General features: G+C 35.3%; 13 protein-coding genes. All 13 read right to left on the reverse strand.

What is annotated here, in order from left to right:
• Nucleotides 1-3 precede the first annotated feature (3 nt).
• The 13 genes from ACFOWA_RS17865 to ACFOWA_RS17925 all read right to left on the reverse strand — a co-directional run bounded on the left by ACFOWA_RS17865 (nt 4) and on the right by ACFOWA_RS17925 (nt 19,459).
• Nucleotides 4-1,197, reverse strand: coding sequence for a Gfo/Idh/MocA family protein (locus tag ACFOWA_RS17865; RefSeq protein WP_154282422.1), 1,194 nt, complete (start codon nt 1,195-1,197; stop codon nt 4-6).
• A 30-nt stretch (nt 1,198-1,227) separates the two neighbouring features.
• Nucleotides 1,228-2,166 (reverse strand): sugar phosphate isomerase/epimerase family protein, encoded by a 939-nt coding sequence (locus ACFOWA_RS17870; protein WP_154282423.1) that lies wholly within the window; start codon nt 2,164-2,166, stop codon nt 1,228-1,230.
• 16 nt (nt 2,167-2,182) lie between these two features.
• Nucleotides 2,183-3,019 carry a phytanoyl-CoA dioxygenase family protein gene (locus tag ACFOWA_RS17875; RefSeq protein ID WP_378987813.1) on the reverse strand — a complete coding sequence of 279 codons (837 nt, stop codon included), beginning with the start codon at nt 3,017-3,019 and terminating at the stop codon, nt 2,183-2,185.
• A 603-nt stretch (nt 3,020-3,622) separates the two neighbouring features.
• The gene (locus ACFOWA_RS17880) at nt 3,623-3,826 is read right to left on the reverse strand and encodes a hypothetical protein (protein ID WP_378987816.1); all 204 of its coding nucleotides are present in this window, start codon (nt 3,824-3,826) and stop codon (nt 3,623-3,625) included.
• A gap of 5 nt (nt 3,827-3,831) precedes the next feature.
• On the reverse strand, nt 3,832-4,755 hold the full coding sequence (locus ACFOWA_RS17885) for a DMT family transporter (RefSeq protein ID WP_154282425.1): 924 nt from the start codon (nt 4,753-4,755) through the stop codon (nt 3,832-3,834).
• Between the two features lie 47 nt (nt 4,756-4,802).
• Entirely contained in the window at nt 4,803-5,765 is a 963-nt protein-coding gene (locus ACFOWA_RS17890) for an ROK family protein (RefSeq protein WP_378987819.1), read from the reverse strand.
• A gap of 145 nt (nt 5,766-5,910) precedes the next feature.
• Nucleotides 5,911-6,828: an SIS domain-containing protein gene (locus tag ACFOWA_RS17895; protein WP_154282427.1), complete on the reverse strand. Its 918-nt coding sequence runs from the start codon at nt 6,826-6,828 to the stop codon at nt 5,911-5,913.
• Nucleotides 6,829-7,134: 306 nt separating this feature from the next.
• Nucleotides 7,135-8,478, reverse strand: a complete 1,344-nt coding sequence (locus tag ACFOWA_RS17900) for a choice-of-anchor Q domain-containing protein (protein ID WP_378987822.1) — start codon at nt 8,476-8,478, stop codon at nt 7,135-7,137.
• Nucleotides 8,479-8,561: 83 nt separating this feature from the next.
• Nucleotides 8,562-9,443 (reverse strand): PKD domain-containing protein, encoded by an 882-nt coding sequence (locus ACFOWA_RS17905; RefSeq protein WP_154282429.1) that lies wholly within the window; start codon nt 9,441-9,443, stop codon nt 8,562-8,564.
• Between the two features lie 27 nt (nt 9,444-9,470).
• Nucleotides 9,471-11,285: a RagB/SusD family nutrient uptake outer membrane protein gene (locus ACFOWA_RS17910; protein WP_378987825.1), complete on the reverse strand. Its 1,815-nt coding sequence runs from the start codon at nt 11,283-11,285 to the stop codon at nt 9,471-9,473.
• 67 nt (nt 11,286-11,352) lie between these two features.
• Nucleotides 11,353-14,202, reverse strand: a complete 2,850-nt coding sequence (locus ACFOWA_RS17915; protein ID WP_378987828.1) for a SusC/RagA family TonB-linked outer membrane protein — start codon at nt 14,200-14,202, stop codon at nt 11,353-11,355.
• 76 nt (nt 14,203-14,278) lie between these two features.
• Nucleotides 14,279-16,195: a RagB/SusD family nutrient uptake outer membrane protein gene (locus tag ACFOWA_RS17920; protein ID WP_378987831.1), complete on the reverse strand. Its 1,917-nt coding sequence runs from the start codon at nt 16,193-16,195 to the stop codon at nt 14,279-14,281.
• Between the two features lie 9 nt (nt 16,196-16,204).
• The gene (locus ACFOWA_RS17925) at nt 16,205-19,459 is read right to left on the reverse strand and encodes a SusC/RagA family TonB-linked outer membrane protein (protein ID WP_378987834.1); all 3,255 of its coding nucleotides are present in this window, start codon (nt 19,457-19,459) and stop codon (nt 16,205-16,207) included.
• Nucleotides 19,460-19,501 lie beyond the last annotated feature (42 nt).

Consider the following 19,501-nt stretch of genomic DNA (forward strand, 5'->3'; position numbering starts at 1 on the left):
TTATTAAGCTTTAAAAATTTTTTGGGTTACTTTTCCTGTAATCTTGTGCTTCAATATTTTTTTCAAGTCTTTATTGGGCATCACTTCTTCCTTGATTAGAAAGTGTTCATCATCAAATGATGCAAGAACTTCTTCCTGCGCTGTAAATTCCTCTCCCCTCCAATCCTCTATCAGTACAGGTTCCCATTTTTTTGTCTTGGCCGATAAAAAGGCTGCATCTAAAATGGCATTTACTACATAGCCATCATAAAAGGTTTCCAAGGGTTCCCTTTTTTCTTCAATGGCATCAAACATATCGGTAAACATATGTGGATAACCAAGTTCATGGGCTTCATCTCCAACAGGAAACAACCAGCCATTACTTACCTCTGCTTTTTCAGCTACATAAGCATCCGGTTTCCCAACGCTAAAGATTTCAAATCCTGTCCTCAAAAAACTATTGAGCCAAATAGATCCTTCAGTTCCTATAACCTCATCCCTTAAATCCATGCCCCCTCTAAATGTCCAGCTTACCTCAAATTGGCCAATGGCACCATTTGCATATTTAACCAGGCCAATGGCTTGGTCTTCGGCATCGATTGGATGAACCTGTGTAGCTGCCCAGCACATTACTTCCAAAGGCTTTACTTCCTTTCCAATAAAATTTCTACTAATTTCTACACAATGGCAGCCCAGATCTATGATGGCTCCCCCACCAGATTTTTCCTTGTCCCAAAACCAGTCGCTGTGTGGCCCCGGATGTGCTTCCCTAGATTTTGTCCATAATACTTTGCCAATACTGCCTTTTTGAATAGCTTTAACTGACTTCAAGAACTTTGGGGTGTAGCATAAATCTTCAAGGTATCCTGCAAAAATACCGGCCTGCTCAACCATATCTAACATTCGTTTAGCTTCGGCCGCTGTTCTACCCAATGGCTTTGTGCACAGTACATGTTTTTTGCCCTGTGCAGATTTTGCCACTGCTATCTCATGGAGGTCGTTGGGCAATGCTATTAAGACAACATCGATATCGGGATGATTGATCGCCGTGTCCATGTCATCCGTATAATGAGCCAATTGATAATCGTCGGCAAAACGTTTGGCATTATCTAAGTCCCTAGAATAGACGGTAAAAATATAATCCTTACGGCGTTGAGCATGTAAAGTTGTTGCATAAAACCTGGCAATAAACCCAGATCCTAAAATGGCTATTCGCATAATTAATCAATATTTATAGATGATGGGCATTTACCAGCCAAAAGTATTATTAACATAATTCCTACTTAATTTCCAATCCATTGTTAACGGATTTACAGGTTGGTAGTCTTTAGGAAAAGCAAGTTCGATTGCTACATTAGAACCTTTAAAAGGGATTGCTTTTAAAGCATCGGCAATGACTTTAAAATTTGTTGCTCCCTGCCCTAAATATTCTGTCCAGGTTCCATCCGCATATTGGTCCCTGATGTGCATATAAACTATATTATCACCGTACTTTTTTATAAAATCAACTGGGTCAATTCCGGCTCTTATCAACCAGTTTAAATCAGGCCCAAGGTTTATATCTGGTATTCTTGCCAAAGTTCCCTTTAAATCATGCATTCCATTTTCGACTTCGTAAGTATGATTATGAAGATTTGGCTCTATTCCTTCTTCTTTACAAAGCACCAATATTTTCTTTAAAACATCAGCTTGTGCATCTAGCTCTGGCTCAGTTTTTAGTCTATTAGCTTCGCCAACAGTTATTCCAAAAGTTTTTCCTTTTACCTGGGCCAACCTCGTTATTGATCGTGTTACATCTTTTATGATAAGCTCATGCTGGTTTCTATCCCACATTTTTGGCCCAACACCATAAGAAGTTCCAGATACAGGAAAGTTGTATTTATCAATTAAATGTTTAATATTTTTTACCGAATCATCATGTGTAAGATTTATATCCATTAATTCTATACCATCAATTCCCGCAGCACTCATATCCGAGAAAGCTTTTTCGAGATCGGGTGTACTATCCCAATTAGGGGGATATTTACTGGCGTAAATCCATAAATGACCATTCACTTTCACCGTTGATTTTGCCAAGTCCTTAGTTGAGGCACAGGCACCCAAAAAACTTGGAACCAAAAATGCCCCAGTGAGTAACATCCCACTATTTTTAACAAAAACTCTCCTTGAAGAACTTGATTTTTCCATAATTATTTTATTAAAATTAACCTTCCCAACCTGTTGCTTTCAGTGCCGGGTCATTTTCTTTCTTCAAAAAATCGGCATCTACCGTGGGCGCTGACTCCCAATTTAAAATCGCTTCATTTGGCACCACATCTACAGGTGTTTTCCATGAAGTGGACGTTTCATTATAAGCTAAATTAGATTGTGAGCTATAGCAAGAAATGATAGACCATCTTGGATGATCAGAAAGATTTGCCTCTGAGCGGTGCAATAAGTTACTGTGAAAGATAAGTGCATCACCAGCTTCTATTTCTGAATATACAAGTTCCATTGTCTTTAGTGCATTTTCTACCATAGCTATATCTGCCCCTACCTGCTCGCCAGCAAACCCATGGTTTACCCTGCCTAATTTATGTGATCCTTTAATAACCTGTAAACAGCCATTAGCTTTATTTGCTGGAGTTAAAGCCACCATAACACTAATTAACTGATCTGGAAACATGAACTGATTTTTATACCAATACCCATAATCCTGATGCCATTCCCATGCCCCGCCAACTTTTGGCTCTTTCTGCATCAATTTAGAATGAAAATGGCAAACCTGGGCGTCACTATCTAGTAATTCTGCAACTGCTTCTATTACCTTTTTACTACGTGTCAAATATCCAAAAACATCTTTCCCTGGTTTAAACCATAAGGAAAGTTTGGTTTTTTTACCTGTTTGATCGTTTAAATCAAGGGCGTTATTAATTAAATTGCGGTCTTCAATTGCCGTATTAAGAAGTTTTTGAGTTTCTGCTGCACTGCAAAAATTTTTGATAACGATAAAACCGTCACGATGAAAATCTTCAACTTGTTTAGGTGATAAATTTGGCATAATATGATAAGTTTATATAAACGGCGTAGTCCGGTTGCATGAATTCTCCCTAATATCCATTTCATTTAATTACAAATACAAATGAACATTAGCAGTAGAGTACGTCTATTCATTTTCTCTAAATCAGTCCAAATAATTCATTTTTTTTTTGTGAAATAAATGCACCTTAATTTCTGGTTTCCAATTATAGATTTTCAAGAAAAAAGTATCCCTTGGTTTGATGGTTTGTCTTTCAAAATTTATATCATTATTACTAAAATTAATCACTATTTTTTTTCTGAGAAAAAGACTCTATCCTAAACTTGAAGGTCCGCTGTTAGTATTGCATTTTCAAATGCATGTGTATTTATTGAAAAATTAGTGTCAATTTCAAAATATGATCATTTTTAAAAAAAGTCATTATTGAATTAGAGCCTGTTTAAATTTATGTTGTAAAAATGTTTATTGCTTATTTTTGAATAAAACAAGGCTTGTTTTTGAAGAGATAGCAGCGCTTCTACCTATAGAAAACATAATGATATTGCAGTCAAAAAGAAGCATAAAAAAATTATTAGATAAATTTTAAACAGACTCTTACAATATCAATGTTTAATCCATTCGCTGTCAAAACACCTTTTTTAGTAATTTTATGCCTTTATATTTCAAGATAATGTCATAGCTACCAATGAAACCACGAGTTTTAAATGCACCAGTATTTCCATAAACCTTGGTATTCCATATTTTGTTAACCAGTTGAGTATATACTTTGCCATGTGACGTAATATTCCAATCCTTGCCCCATAATGCTACTACAGGAAACCAATGCATTAATATTATAATTGCATCCCTACTTCGGCAGCCTTATCTGCCTTTTCATAAGACAAAGTTAATGCACCGGCAATAGCTAAAAATATGCCTATCATTTCTATACTTTTTAAACTTTCTGATAAGAATATGATTGCCAAAATGATGGTAAAAACTGGTTGCAGCGCACCGGCAATGGTAGTTACTTTAGAAGCTTTACCTTTTGATGCATAAGCGGCAAAACTTGCCAATACACCCAAGCCATTTAACAAGCCTGCTAAAGAACCCAAAAGCAATGTGTTTAGTGAAAAATTGTATTGTACTAAGCCTAAAGCCATCATGATTATTGAAATTAATACAGATGAAGCAATAAAGCTGATGTAAGACCATTCTGCAGAAATATAATTGGTTGTTACTTTTTGGGCCGCACTAAATACACCCCAAAAAAACAGGGCGACAAAAGAATAAATTAACCACGAATTAAGCCCTATATTTTTAATAAATGCACTAGGATCATCAAATAAAAGTGATTGTCCAGAAAGCATAACTACCGCAGGAACAGCAAAAAAAATACCAATTACATTAACAAAATTGAGTTTTTCTTTAAACACCAAAATGGCAATAACAATGGTAACCAAAGGATAAAGATTGGTAACAGGAATAACTACCGCTGCCAAGCCCCCACTTACAAATGCCTGATAAACTGCCACATTGCCAATGACTGCAAGTACACCAGCTATCAGCCCCCAGATAATTCCTTTTAGTTGAGGCTTTGTACCTTTTACTTTTTTAATTACAAAAGGCAGGGTAATCAGCATACCAATGGTGAACAATAAATGGTTGGTATAGGGATTAATATCACTAGAGATAAATTTGGCAACTACTCCCCATATACCCCAAAATAAAGCCGCTAATACTGCATAAATAATCCAAAGATTTTGTTTTAATTTCATTTTTTGAGTGAGATATGAGATGTGAGACTTGAGATGATTTATTTAATTTAACTTATAAAAAATAAGGCTGCACTGCCCAAAATACCGGCTTGCTCTTCTAACTTAGAAACGCCGATGGACACTTTGTAATTTTTATAGGGCCTTAATAGCTCATTACTGTAAAATTTTTCTAAATCATTTGCTAAGCCTTTGGCAACACCGCCCCCTAATACAATTTTATCTGGTGCAAATAAGTTGATATAGGTATCTATTCCTATTTTTAGATAAGCAATGAAATCAGCTACCAACAACTCTGCTTCAGTGTTTCCATTGTTCCGCTCTTTAAAGATGTTTTCTGCGGTAATGGGAATATCAGGGTATTTTGTTCTCCAATTTATTCTTTCCGCAGCGTTGCACAAACCTGTAGCAGAGGCAAGTGATTCTAAGCATCCGGTTTTACCGCAATAACATTTGATCTGGTTTGAGGTAATGGTGATGTTTCCACCCATGTGTGCATAAGCTAAAGCTTCGTTTAACTTACCATTGATGGTAAATCCTAGGCCAAGTCCGGTGCCTAATGTTAAAACCAAAACTCGGTTAAAACCATTCCCTTCTCCATACAATGCTTCACCTAAGGTGACTACACGAGCATCGTTATCTAACTTACAGGGTAACTGATGCTGTCTCTCTATAATTGCTTTTAGCGGATAATCTTCCATGAATTCTAAAAATCCATAGGTAGAATCTACCACGCCGTTTTCGAAAACAAAACCGGGTATGCCGAAACCAATACCGATTAGTTGTTTGTTATTTCTTTCGGCGTAAGTTTTAAACGTATTTATAGCCATTGCAATATTGGCTAAAAACCAGTGGCCATCTTTCGTTTCCGTAGGAGAAATCAGCACGTCAATTACGCTGCCATTTTCAATATCTACCAAACCAATTTTAGTACGAGTACCGCCAATATCAATGCCTATGGCAAGCATCTTTGAAATTGAGATTGGAGATGTTAGATTTGAAATTTGAGACATTGAGTAAATTTTATTAATGTACAAGTAAGCGATAGGTGTTAATTTGTTGTGGGTTAAAACTCGTACTCAGCAATGTATTATCAAATCAATTCTTGCTGTTTTATTAACTTGTACACAAGGTGTTAACCTAGTCTTAGCAAACATTTTAAATCACTTCGGTTACTTTACCACCTACCGTAAAAGTTTCTTTAATATTTAATTTCATGGCCAAATAGTAAGCCATAAAATTGAAAGGGACGATATTATTTAAAACAGAAAAATTTTCATCAACGGCTGGCTCTTCAATATTAAAAACATGGGCTCCTGCTGTTTTAATTTTTTTTATCAAACTCGCCGTGCGATCGTATGATTTACCATTGGCCAGTATATTAATCACTATACTACGATTAGCTGTTTCTTTTGGACCATGATCATATTGTGCCATGGGCATTGCGGTAAAAGTAAGCTTGGTACTTTCACTCAATATTAAAGCGGCTTGATAGGCTGTGCCTATATTTGGCCCACTCGCAGTAATATAAATACCATGGATGTTTTCACTGTTTATCAAATCAAAAATATCATCTGCTAGCTGTTTACCTTTAGCTTCGTAAGCTGACATATTTTTAACCAATACATCAATTGCGGGTGCTGCATTAAAACCAAATCCTTTAAAAAGTACCAACAACGTATTGGTATAGGTATTTGACGACGAAAATTGTTCTATACCAGCCAAAAGCGGAATTACTTGTTCTACATTTTTATTGATGCACAAAGCATTTTCTGGGTAATTGGATATAGCGATATATTTATCAAAAAGCTCACTACACCAAAGGGCTTCGGTACTTCTGCCAGACTGCGATAAAATAACTGCCTGCTCTTTGCTCTGCTGCGCATAATTGAAATACTCGGAAGCAATTTCAGGCTGGATATTTAAACCCATAAACTTAAAAGACAGCGGTGCAAAATAAGACGACCCCATACCAAGATAAGGTACATTTAAAGGAAGCTTAAAATTTTTACTGTTTTGCCAAAACTGTTTTGCCGTTACAGGGATTTCGGAAATTTCTAAATATTGTTGACTCATAATTATTTTTTAGGACTATCTCCCATTTCAAATTCAATTTTAGCACCTTCCATTAATAAAGAACGGCTTATCTTGAAATCATAATATGGTTTGACATTACTTAATTTAAAGACTACCTTATTAAAAGATGGTCCATTTAAATAATAAAAATCTTGCATGGCTGCCCATTACATAACAATCTATATGATTTTAAGATTTAATAGATAAAAAATGAAGTAGCCCCGAGGCAGAGCCTCGAGGAATTAATTGAGCAGAAATGATTGTGATTGGACAATGAATTTTACTGCCTATAACTGCTTTTATTATTTAAAAAGATTCAAAAGCTCCACAATCAGGTGCAGTCCCTTTAGGACGAGCAACTCCGAGATAATCTTTGGCAGCAAAAAAGTTACTTGTGCCATAATTAACAGCCGGACTAGCAGCTTGTAACTGAAAATTAGCGATTGCTGGATCAGATGAGAGGGTCACAAAAAGAGGGTCAGCGATTTTATCATTGGTTCCCATTACCTCTGGTGCAGCCCCTCCATTAAGAAAATAAATATTATTGCTATAAATAACATTTGCACCACCAAAATTATTTGTTGAATTCACTCGACCGCCAGGTTTCGCATACATGATATTGTTCATGATCTTACAATCAGTTGCATAACTCGCAAATATATTTGCATAGCCAACAACTAAGCCATTGTTATAGGTTGTATTATTTACAATATCAACATGTTGCGCATCAAAAGCATGGATACCAGAACCACCATTATTAAAGCTGATATTGTTCTCTACTAAGGTTCTGCCAGTATAATACCCTGTGCCAGTTGTTGCCCCATATACACGGTTGTTCACATCCAATATAATCCCATTGCCATCAGAAAGTCTATCAACCTGAATCCAAGGAATGGTTGTTTTGTTGCCATAACATTTATTACCTCTTACAATATTTTTATACCCTGTTGTGTTATCACTATTAAATGGTGTCAAAATACTCATACCACTAGCACCATAAATAGTGTACCATGCATTATTATAAACGGTATTACCTTCAAACGTAATATAATCTGCTTGTATGGCTCCAATACCTCCTCCTGAAAAATCATGCACTAGACAATTTTTTATTTCTACATGATGAGGGAATTTTGAAGCTGTTCTAGGTCCACCAATAGAAATACCACTGTTATCATAAACCCCATCAGAAGTTTTAGCATTGTAAGCTGCCAAAGCATCAGCATAAGTAAGATTTGCATTATTTCCTTGAAGCTCTAATCCAACAATTCTAATATAAGAGGCATTGATATTAATTGAATCATAGATATTGCCCGAAACAATAAATTTTGGTTTTGATCCTGGTAAAGCGGTATAGGTAATATGTTTATCTGCCAAGCCACTCGTAACAATATTTATTGTTCTGGTTATACTATAAGTTCCATCCATAAAGTAAACTATATCGCCAGGTAGTGTACTAGCAACAGCTTTTTCAAATGTTTTAAAAGGAGTACTTTGACTTAAACCTGTATTTACATCATTGCCGGAAGGAGAAACATAAAAGATTTTATCACCTTGAGCACTAAATACTCTTTGTTTGTTAAAATCGTACTTATCACAGCCAAGAAATGCTATTGACAAGGTTAAAAGGAAAACTGTTATTTTGTTTTTCATTATTTTACATTGATTTGCATAATTATAAGGCGGAATTAATAATTTAACGCCGCCTAATTATTACTTACTGAAACTCCAATTAATTAAGGTATTACTACAGTCATGGTTTTTACCGATTGGTTAATTTGACCATTTACAAGCGGAAGTCCAACTGCAGTAAGCGTAATCGTATAAGTACCGGGAGCATACGTTTTAGTAATTGCAGGCAACACCCTATTATTATTATTTGTAATAGTTAAATCTGTAGTTATAGCAGGACTACCATCTCCAAAATTCCAAGTATAATTAACCCAGTTCAATGAACTATTCACCAACGACACAGTCTTTGTAGCGGCGTTTAGGGTGGATGTAAAATCAGCTGAAGGAACAAGTATATTTGTATTGATTAGCACAATTACAGACTTCAAATCGCTTGTAACGGTTCTATCACTACTAATAATAGTTAAACCAATTGCATACGTTTTATTTGGGTTGCTCTTTAGAAATGCCAGATCAACACCAAAGTTAAATATGGAAGAATTGCTTTGATCTGCAATTTGGACCGTAGCAGGAATTAAAATTTTGTCTTTAGGTAACACCTCAGTTGCGGCTGTTAAAATGCCCTTTGACTTTAATAAAGTTATAGTGTCTGTATCTAAAGTTAAATTAACATTTACGGAACCCTTACTGGTAACACCAGCTCTTTGCACACCCATCAAGATATTAAACTTGCTCGAACCAAGATCAACCGTATACTTTGGAACTGGATTTATTGCTTCTATATTATTAAATCTATATATAGCATTAGTATAAAGTCCATTTGCGTCTGGGCCTTTCTTAACTAATGCAGCAGTTGATAAATAAACTGATTCTGGAGGAAAAGAAGCATCTTCAATATCCTGGTAATCACAACTAGAAATTGTAAATAACAATCCTGTTAAACAAATTAATAGTTTTGCTTTATGAAATGATAGATAATTTTTCATTTTTTTTTTAAATTTTGCTTTAATTAATTACCAATTTGGATTTTGAATAATGCCTTTACCTATGTTTATTTCTGAAAAAGGTATAGGATATAGATACATTTTTGAAGCATCAAAAACTCTTTTTTCAACAATAAAAGGCGTATGAACAAAAGTAGCTCTTGAATTGCCCGTGATATTTACTCCGTATATATCTGTTTTCAATGAAGCCTCATCCATCCAACGTCTTAAATCCCAGAAACGATGATCTTCAAATGCCAGTTCTATTCTTCTTTCATTTCTGATACTTTGACGCATTTGTAATTGGTTTAAACCATTTTGTAATGGTGGCATTACAACCGTTGCTCTATTTCTTATTAGATTAATATATTGAGCAATTCTGGCATCTCCAGGAGAAACTTCATTTAATGCTTCGGCATAATTAAGATAAACTTCTCCTAACCTAAATAATACCCAATTATGAATCCCAGTATTGTTATTTCCTAAATCCAATCCTTCTTGAATATATTTTCTCATGTAGTAACCTGTCTTTGTTGCATTTGCTATAGGTTGCCCATCTAAACCGCCATTGTAAGTTTGTACAAACTTAGCAGGTGTACCAAATTGTACGCCATATGGTATTTGTGGTGAAGTTGTAGCTATTCCATTAGTAGTCACATTGAATCTTAACCTAGGGTCTCTCGTTAACGAGGTCGCTGTAGGGGTCGAAAAATTATAAATATTATCAACATGAGCAAGATTATTCCAATTAAAAGCTACACTTGTTGCAGTGGCACCAGTCCCAAACTTAAATTCATAAGCATCAACTAGGTTTTGAGTTGGTGTAGTAAGTCCAGATGAACCAGGAAAGCTAATTGGATTGTTATTTCTTTCGAAAGTATTATTGGCAGTGGGGTTTGTCATCAAGAAATTCTCACCCCTACTGAAATTATTCGCTATAAAAAGTTGCTGATAATTATTATGTAGTACAACACCATATTTTGCAGTGGTATCGATTAATCTCTTTGCAGCATCTGCTGCTGCTTGCCAGCGCTGCGATCTAGGAACTCCATTTAATGAGATTAATTCTGGTTTAGAAAAACCATTGGCCCATGTTGGTGTATTAAACAAATCACTTGCAGCATAAAGGAGTACTCTGCTTTTAAGTGCCATTGCAGCATATTTAGTTGCTCTTCTGCCAATTGCAGCAGCATCATAATTAGCTAAAGGAGCATATGGAGGCAGTTGAGGCTCGGCAGCGTCACATTCTGCTACTATAAAATCAATACATTCTTTTAAAGTATTTCTTTGGATAGCATTAAAATCAGTTTCTAATGACAAGGATTCTTTTAATAATGGAACACCTCCATATCTTTTAACAAGCTCAAAGTAATAATAAGCCCTTAAAAATCTGGCTTCAAAGCCCCACCTTTTAAGTTCTGCTAATTGAGCAATATATAGCGCTTGAGAAGAGGCAGATGGGTCATTTTTTGAACCATTTAAATCTACCTTATCAAATGAAACTAAAGCTTGATTACATAACCTTATCTGTCTAAAATACCTAGCCCAAACTGGGTCTGGTTGATTATTAGAGTTCCAACTTCCATTATTGAAGGATTGAACTGAATGCCTTTCAAAAGTATGTTCTGCTTCATCAGTTGCGGAGGCCATCATCGCACTGCCATCTATGTATAACATTCCATCTGGCAAGCCCGAATATAGAGCTGCTATTTCTCTAGATTTATTTGGATAGGAAATATCAATTAAATCTCTGCTTAGGCTGGTATTAATCTCCCTATCTAATTTCTGACATCCAATACCCAGGCAAAAAGTAAGGAGTACCAATAAATATGTAATATTTTTCATTTGTTTATTTTTATATCTTAGATAATAATTCATCTTTGCAACTTTTGTTATTAATGATTAATTGACACTAAAATTGAATCCTCGTTCCTAAAACAAGTGTTCTAAGCACTGGGTAGCCAGCTAATGATTCTGGATCCCCATATTCAATATGATCAAATGATAATAAATTATTGCCATTCACAAATAATCGAGCCTGCCCTATTTTAAATTTGTTTAAAAGTTCTTTTGGAAAAGAATATCCAAACTCTGCGCTTCTTAATTTAATAAAGCTTCCATCTTTAATCCAAAAGGAAGAATTCTGGAAATTATTAAGGTCGTTAACTGATGAAAGTCTTGGATAAGTAGCTGTGCTTGCTGTTTCTGGCGTCCATCTGCCAACTGCTATGCTACCAATATTTCCATTATTCTGAAAAGCTTGAAATATACCAGTATTCAGGTTAACAGAATTACCAGTTACGGCTTGCACTACAAAATTCAGGTCAAATCCTTTAAATTTAAATCCTGCATTTAAGCCAAGGGTAGTGCGTGGCTGACCGGTTGGATAGCCATTTGAAACAAGGTCATTATTATCAATAATTCCATCAGGAACACCGTTTAATCCACCAATATCTTGATATTTTAAATCGCCTGGTCTTGCTGTTACTCCAACTGGTATAGGATATTTAGCGGGGTTTGTTGCTCTCTCTGCAATTTCTTGCGCTGTAAAAAATCCAACTGCCATTAACCTTCTTGGTTGATCAATAGAACCTCCTTTAGCAATCAATCCTGCATTTAACTGTGGTAGTTGCGCATTATAAACTATTTCGTTTTTATAATGAGAGAAATTAGCTTCAATAAAGTAGTTTAATTTACCTGTACTTTTGCTGTTATAGCGCAAAGCTAATTCTAAACCTTGATTTGCTGTTTTACCAATATTCAAATCAGGCAATGTAGCTCCAAAAAATTGAGGATAAACGTCAAGAGGCTGCGTAAGTATATTAGATCTATCTCTTTTAAAAACATCAACACTGAACTGTAAATTATTTAACAAAGTAGCGTCAGCACCAATATTTAAGCTCTTCTCTTCTTCCCAAGTAATATTTGAGTTTCCCAAGGCAGCTTCAGCTCCTGTGAAAGTGTTATAATTTGTGATGAATGCATACCTGCTACCTCCAGTATTTTCATTTCCAGCTATTCCATAAGAAGCTCTCAATTTCAAGAAATTAATAACCTTGCTTTTATTCAGGAAATTTTCTTGTGAAACAACCCATCCTAAGGAACCAGAAGGGAAGAACCCATATCTTTTACCAGCAGCATAGTTTTCGGTACCCATATATCCAGCAGAGAACTCTGCTATATATTTGTCACTGTAAACATAAGTTAACCTAGTGGCTACTCCATTGTGCTTATAAGGGTCGCTTTCTGCACCAGAAGAAAAATTTCTAACTTCATTATCGGTATTGAACAATAAAAACGCAGAGAAATCATGTTTATTAATTACCCTGTTATAATTTAGTGCTCCCTGTAATTCGAAATTACGATACTGTGTTCTTGTTGTTTCAACTCCACTTAAAGAGGTTGTTAAACCAATTCCTTGACCTAATATAGGATTTCCATTGGTATCAAACGCTCCAGGTAAAACTGGGAAAAGCGTATAGGTTTTATTTTTTTCAGAACCCGCAATGAAGTAATTATTGATGGAAACAACCCCTGTTGCGCTGAGCCCATTAATAAGTTTATCTAGTTTTTGCGTTAATCTCAATGAGGTTTGCAATGTGCGACCATTTGATTGATCAAATCCGTTCGCTAATAAATTCGCAACTGGATTACTAGCGTATAAATTGTTTCCACCAAAACTACCATCTAAATTTCTTACTGGAAATGCATTTGAAGGTATTCTTTCCAATAAACTAAAAGTGCTTGTTGTATTGTACTCCCAAGGATTAGCTTTATTTTCTACTGAACCAGCCAAATTAAAAGCAACAGCTAAATTATCAGATAAATTAATATCAATATTAGACCTGAAATTATATCTATGGTATGTAGAATTGGTACTTTCTGGATCTAAATCTCCAAAATTCTTAAATAAACCCTGACTACCAAGCGCATTTAACATGACGAAGTACTTAACCGTCTTATCTCCACCTTTAAACCCTAGGTTATAACTAGAAACAGGGGCAGTTTTTCTTAATACTTCATCGTACCAGTTTACGTGTGGAAATGCAAATGGACTATCCCCAGAGCGGTAAGAATTTATAGCTTGCGGAGTATATAACGGTGTTAAGCCATCATTTTGTCTGGCTTCATTAAATAAAGTGGCATAGTCACCTGAGTTTAAAAATTCGGGTAAACTAAACGCTTGACTAAAACCTTGACGTGTACTGAAATTTATTTTTAAAGGTCCGCTACTTCCTCTATTAGTGGTTACCAAAATTACACCATTTGCACCACGATTACCATAAACAGCCGTAGATGCAGCATCTTTAAGCAACGTAATTGATTCTACCTCCTCTGGGATTAATTGAGAAAAAATACTGCCAAAATCATTACCGCCAGCAATAAATCCATCAACGATAATTAATGGCGATAAACTTGCTCCGCCAAAAGTATTTTTTCCACGTACGATAAAACCTGGATTTCCAACCCCTGGTTCAGAATTTCCTTGTATTACAGTTAATCCGGGTAATCTACCATATAATGTATTCCCTAAATTAAGGTTGAAATTTTGTTGAATGTCCTCTCCATTTACAGTAGATATGGAGCTGGTAATATGATTAAATGGTTGTTTTCCGTAACCGATATTCTTTAAATTCTTATCTTTTTCTTTTATATTAATAACCTCAACAGTATCCTTACTGTCTTGAGCATTAGCATTTTTACTAATATTTAGCAAAAGGATTGAGATTAAAAATACACTTGAGCAGTATTTCAATTTCATATATTTTGTTTTAAATTATAATTAACTTAATGGATACGAAAAAAATTGATTCGTATAATAAATAACTATCAAGGATTTACCATCCCGGATTTTGAATTACACCTCCCTTTTGAAATTCAGAAAGAGGGAAAGGATGTAAATACATATTTTTATTAAAAGTTCTTGTTTCTACAGGAATGATTTGCCAATCGTAATTAAAATTAGGAGAAGTACCACCATTTCTTGTTATTTTCATCCCCTCCATCAAACCTTTCATTACTCCTTCCTGCTCTGCAATTAACCATCTTCTTATATCCCACATTCTGTGATCATCAAAGGCCATTTCAATTGCTCTCTCATTTCTTACCCTATCTCTAAAAGCTGATTGAGATAAAAGAGGTAAAGTTGGCATGCCAGAACGAGCTCTTAAGACATTAACAGCATCATATATATTTGCAGTATAGGTACTATTATCTAGGGCGGCGTAAGCTTTTGCAGAACCAAAATGAGCAGCAGCTGCACTTGGGTCAGCTTCATTTTTGGCTTCAGCATAATTTAAATAAAGCTCATTTAACCTTAATATAATATCTAAAGGCACTACAGCTGGAGGTGATACTGCTGGTCTTATATTTATTGGCAACATTTTCCTCATCCAATGGCCTAACGAATTTCTTGCGGTACCATTTGCTCTTGATTCTTCTGACAATTCAAAGATGGGTTGAAAACCACTGTAATAGCAATTGTTGTAAATTAGAGTCTGTTTAAACCTTGGGTCTAGTTCTCTATTTTTCGCAGCTAGGTTTGTACCTGTTGTTGGCCATGTTTGGGGTGTGCCATTTAACTTTTCATATTTCTTAACATGATTCATTAAAGCAGCTAAACCCGACCAAGAAGGTCCCGTTACTGTTGGAGCAATAAATCTCCAAGGATTATTGTTATAATTGCTAGGCGCTATTCCAGCTTGAAAAGTCAAAATAATTTCAGGATTATTGTGAATAGACCAAGACAGTTCATAGTTACCTCGTGTTGGTAAAGTTGCCAAAGGGACAAAAACAGCAGGATTAAGCGGGTCTATATCTCCAGGGTACCTGCCAATACGCTCAATATTACTGGTGCCAAAAACTAATGCAGTACCAATACCTTGTGCCTTTTGAAGGCCGGCTAAAGCAGCTGCCGCCGCTACTTCCCATCGCTTAACATCGTAATTACCATAACAAATCAAATTATTATTTGCAGGATTACTCATAGCTAAATATGGTGTAGCCGTATTAAACATAGGGCTAGCTGCATATAGTAAAGCTCTTGATTTTATAGCATACGGCACTAGGGATGTGATTCTACCTAAAAGGGTAGTTGATTGTACATCTGGCAGTGCATTTGAACTGATCGCAGCATCACATTCTTGTACTATAAAATTAAAACATTCTTCTATCGTGTTTCTTGGTGTAACAACCGTTACACCTGGTTCAAAAATCTCTGTAATAATTGGCACTCCCCCGTATCTTTTCACCATTTCCAGATACATGAATGCCCTGATAGATTTTACTTCTGCAATAACCTGCGCTTTATATGCTGGTGTAATGTTTGGAACCTTATCTATATTTTTTAAAAGGATAGCAATCTGCCTCAGTGCAGTAAAGCGAGTGTAATATCTATTATCACCAGTTGATGCGATGTTGCTGGGCGATATGGTGCCCTGATTCCAGTTAATAGCAGATCCAAAACCCTGCTCATTTAAATCAGATTCGTCTGTCAAATCAGAAGTAGGGTGATATGTTAAATCGCCTACTGATTGGGTTGGAGATAAAGAGGCATCTCCATAATATATTTGAGAATGTAAACCAAATTTGTAAATTTCGGTTATCAATTTATCTAGTTGAGTAACAGAAGTAAATAAAGTTTCTTCTGTTAGGTCTACTCCTGGAGCTTTATCGAGGAAGTTTTTCTTACACGAATTTAAGCTTATACATAAAATTGCTAAAACTGTAACAATTATAAGTCTAAAATTTTTCATATTTTTCAATTAAAAATTTACGTTAATACCTGCGTTAATTGTTCTTACCAAAGGATAGGGTTCCTCATTATTCGTGTCATCCCTCGGTATGTTATTTTCAGGATCTATTCCTTTAAACACTTTACTCCATGTAACCAAGTTGTTGGCCGTTAAGAAAAGTCTCATGTTTGAAATACCTATCCTTTTTACCAATTTTGGATTGAATGTATAACCTAGCTCAACATTTTTTAATCTTAGGTAAGAAGCATCAGCTATAAAATAGCTTGAGTTTCCAAAACTTGTAGTATTGGGACTATTGCTATTACCCGCACTTAGCCTTGGAAAATTAATAGGTAATCCTTGTGCATACCTTTCAGGTGTCCAACTTTCTAATAGGTAGTCTGGAGTACCTGCTGGCACTGAATTCAGCCAACCATAAGTGCGTTGAAAGCCTGTATAACCAATAGAAACATTTCCAACACCTTGGAACAGTGCAGAGATATCAAAAGATTTAAACTTTGCATATAAGGAAATACCATAGGTTTTCTCTGGTGTACGTGAGTAACCAATAGGCACATTATCATCTGCATTAATTACTCCATCACCATTTACATCTTTGAATTTAATATCACCAGGTTGAACTCTTGGCCTACTTTCATAAACTGGACGATTAGCATCATTAACTTCATCCCAGGTATTGTACAAACCTTCAGCAATTAATCCATAGAACTGTCCTAACCTTTGGCCAGTTGTTAACCTATACGGCGTAAGTGGATTATTGATTTCATCCCTAAATAAAACCTTATTACGGGCAAAACTAAAGTTTCCTGAAATTCTATAATTAAACTTATCACCTATTTTATCATTATAGGAAGCATCTAGTTCAAAACCCTTATTACTCATGCGCCCCAAGTTTATGGCAGGCTGCCTTAAACCACTCGTATTTAAGATAGTTTGTGGCTGTGCCAAAATGTTATCTCTGGTTTCGCTAAATAACTCCGCAACAATTTTAATTTTATCGTTAATAAGGTAGGTCTCTAAAGCAAGGTTGGCTTTTTTTGCCTTTTCCCAAGTAATATCAGGGTTACCTGTTAAACCTTCGATAACACCTGTATAACCAACATAAGAACCTACAGCCGCTCCAGAGCCAAAACGATAAGCATTTGCATCTTCAGTATAAGAGGTTGGTCTATATAAAAATCTATTACCTCCCACCCTATCATTTCCAACAATACCATAAGAAGCTCTAATTTTCAAAAATGAGATGAGCTTACTTTTAGGAAAGAATGATTCTTCACTTGGGATCCAACCTATTGAACCTGCCGGAAAAAAGCCAAATCTTTTACCTGGGGCAAAATTTTCAGTACCATTGTAGGCTGCATTAAAATCAGCCAAATACTTTCCTTTATAATTATAGGTTGTTCTAGCTACTAAACTTTGGTAACCTTGAGGGACTAAAAATGCTAAACCTGGATCAAAATTCTTTTGTTGATCATAAACAATTAATCCAGTAACGTTATGATTCCCAAAAGAACGTGTGTAATCAATAGACATCTGGGCAAAGGTCCGTCTTCTATTTCCGCCACTGGTAGAAAATTGAAAAGCAGTTGCTTCTGCTAAAGGCTGCAAAACATATCCGTCTGCAGTTCTTTGAGCTTTATAAGTTGGCACCGTAATTTGATTTGTTATAGCCTGGTTGTTAAATGTTTGTAGCGATACATTACCATGAACAGCCAAACCCTCAGTTATTTTATTTAACAAATAATCTATTTTAACCGTACCATTTAAGTTGTTACGATATTCTCGTCTAATACCACCTGAACCACTATTCGTTAGTAATGCCTTCAATGGATTGTTAGAATTTATATCAATATCAACAAGTTGATCATTAACAACGCCTGGGCCACCTAGTGGAGCCGCTCTTGCAATATCTCCAATAATTCTACTAGTTCCTGAAGCGCTATTATTGAGTTTTCTATTTTCAGTTTGAGCTGAAATATCTAATGCAATTTTAAAACTTTTAGTAACATCGAAATTGAAATTGGACCTGAAATTATAACGTTTAAAAGTAGTGTTTGCATCAAAGGTTTTTGTTATATATGTAAAATCATTGAAAAGTCCAGCCTGGTCAAATAGACCAATAGAGATAAAATACTTCACCTTATTTTGGCCACCTCTGATATTTAAGTTGTGTTGGGATTGGCCTGACGATTTCTTCAGTAAAAGGTTATACCAATCGGTATTCGGATAGAAAATCGGATCAGAGCCGGTTCTATATTTCTCAATTTCTTCTGGTGTATATTTTAAAGGGGTGTTTCCCTGAACAACATACCTATCTAATTCTATACCCCTATTCCATGATGATGCATATTCATAAGAATTCATTGATTTCCTTATATCCGTGAAGGAATTGGAAGCAATATTAAATGTATAATTAATTTGGGGTTTACCAATCTGTCCACGTTTTGTTGTAATTATAATAACGCCGTTTGCACCACGTATTCCATAAACAGCGGTGGCAGATGCATCTTTTAAAATTGATAAAGACTCAACTTCATTGGGATCAATATTATTGAAATTCTCAACTTGGATCCCATCCACTAAAACTAAAGGATCAGCACTACCATTAAATGTACCAACCCCTCTAATTCTTAGTGTTGAAGCATCATTACCTGGTTCACCACTTGTTTGTGTGGCAAACAAACCGGGTAATCTACCAACCAGAGAATTACTGATATTAGCTACAGGTGATTGTGTTAGTTCTTTTGTAGTAATAGATGAAATAGCACCGGTGGTTGTTATCTTCTTTTGTGTACCATACCCAACAACTACAACATCATCTAGCTTATTATCTGAGCTGTTTAGTATGATTTTAAAAGCCTTTTGTGTACCTACTGTTATTTGTTTTGAAGTGTAGCCCGTACTACTAAATATAATAATTGAGTTTTGATCTTTAACTTTAATGGAAAATGTTCCGTCTACGCTTGTAGTTGTTCCATTTTTAGTGCCTTTTTCAGCTATGGAAACCCCAGGTATGGTTTTACCTGTTTCATCTACAACCGTCCCTGTAATTAAAATGTCTTCTGCTTTTTCTAAAAAGTAAAGTGATTTAGGTGTAAATAATTTTTTATTAATAGAATTAAAGCTGCTTTTAAAGTTCCCTTCGTTGCTCAAAGTATTACCTGCAATGGCAAAGTTATATAAGAACAATAAAAAGAAAACCTGCAAAGCCATCATCTTCATTTTGGCTTTTGCAGAAGCAAACAATTTTTGTTTGAATCTCATAAATTTATTGGTTTGGTATATTTGTTAGTTAAAAATTGCGTC

This window comes from Pedobacter lithocola (assembly GCF_042650845.1).
Classification (GTDB): domain Bacteria; phylum Bacteroidota; class Bacteroidia; order Sphingobacteriales; family Sphingobacteriaceae; genus Pedobacter; species Pedobacter lithocola.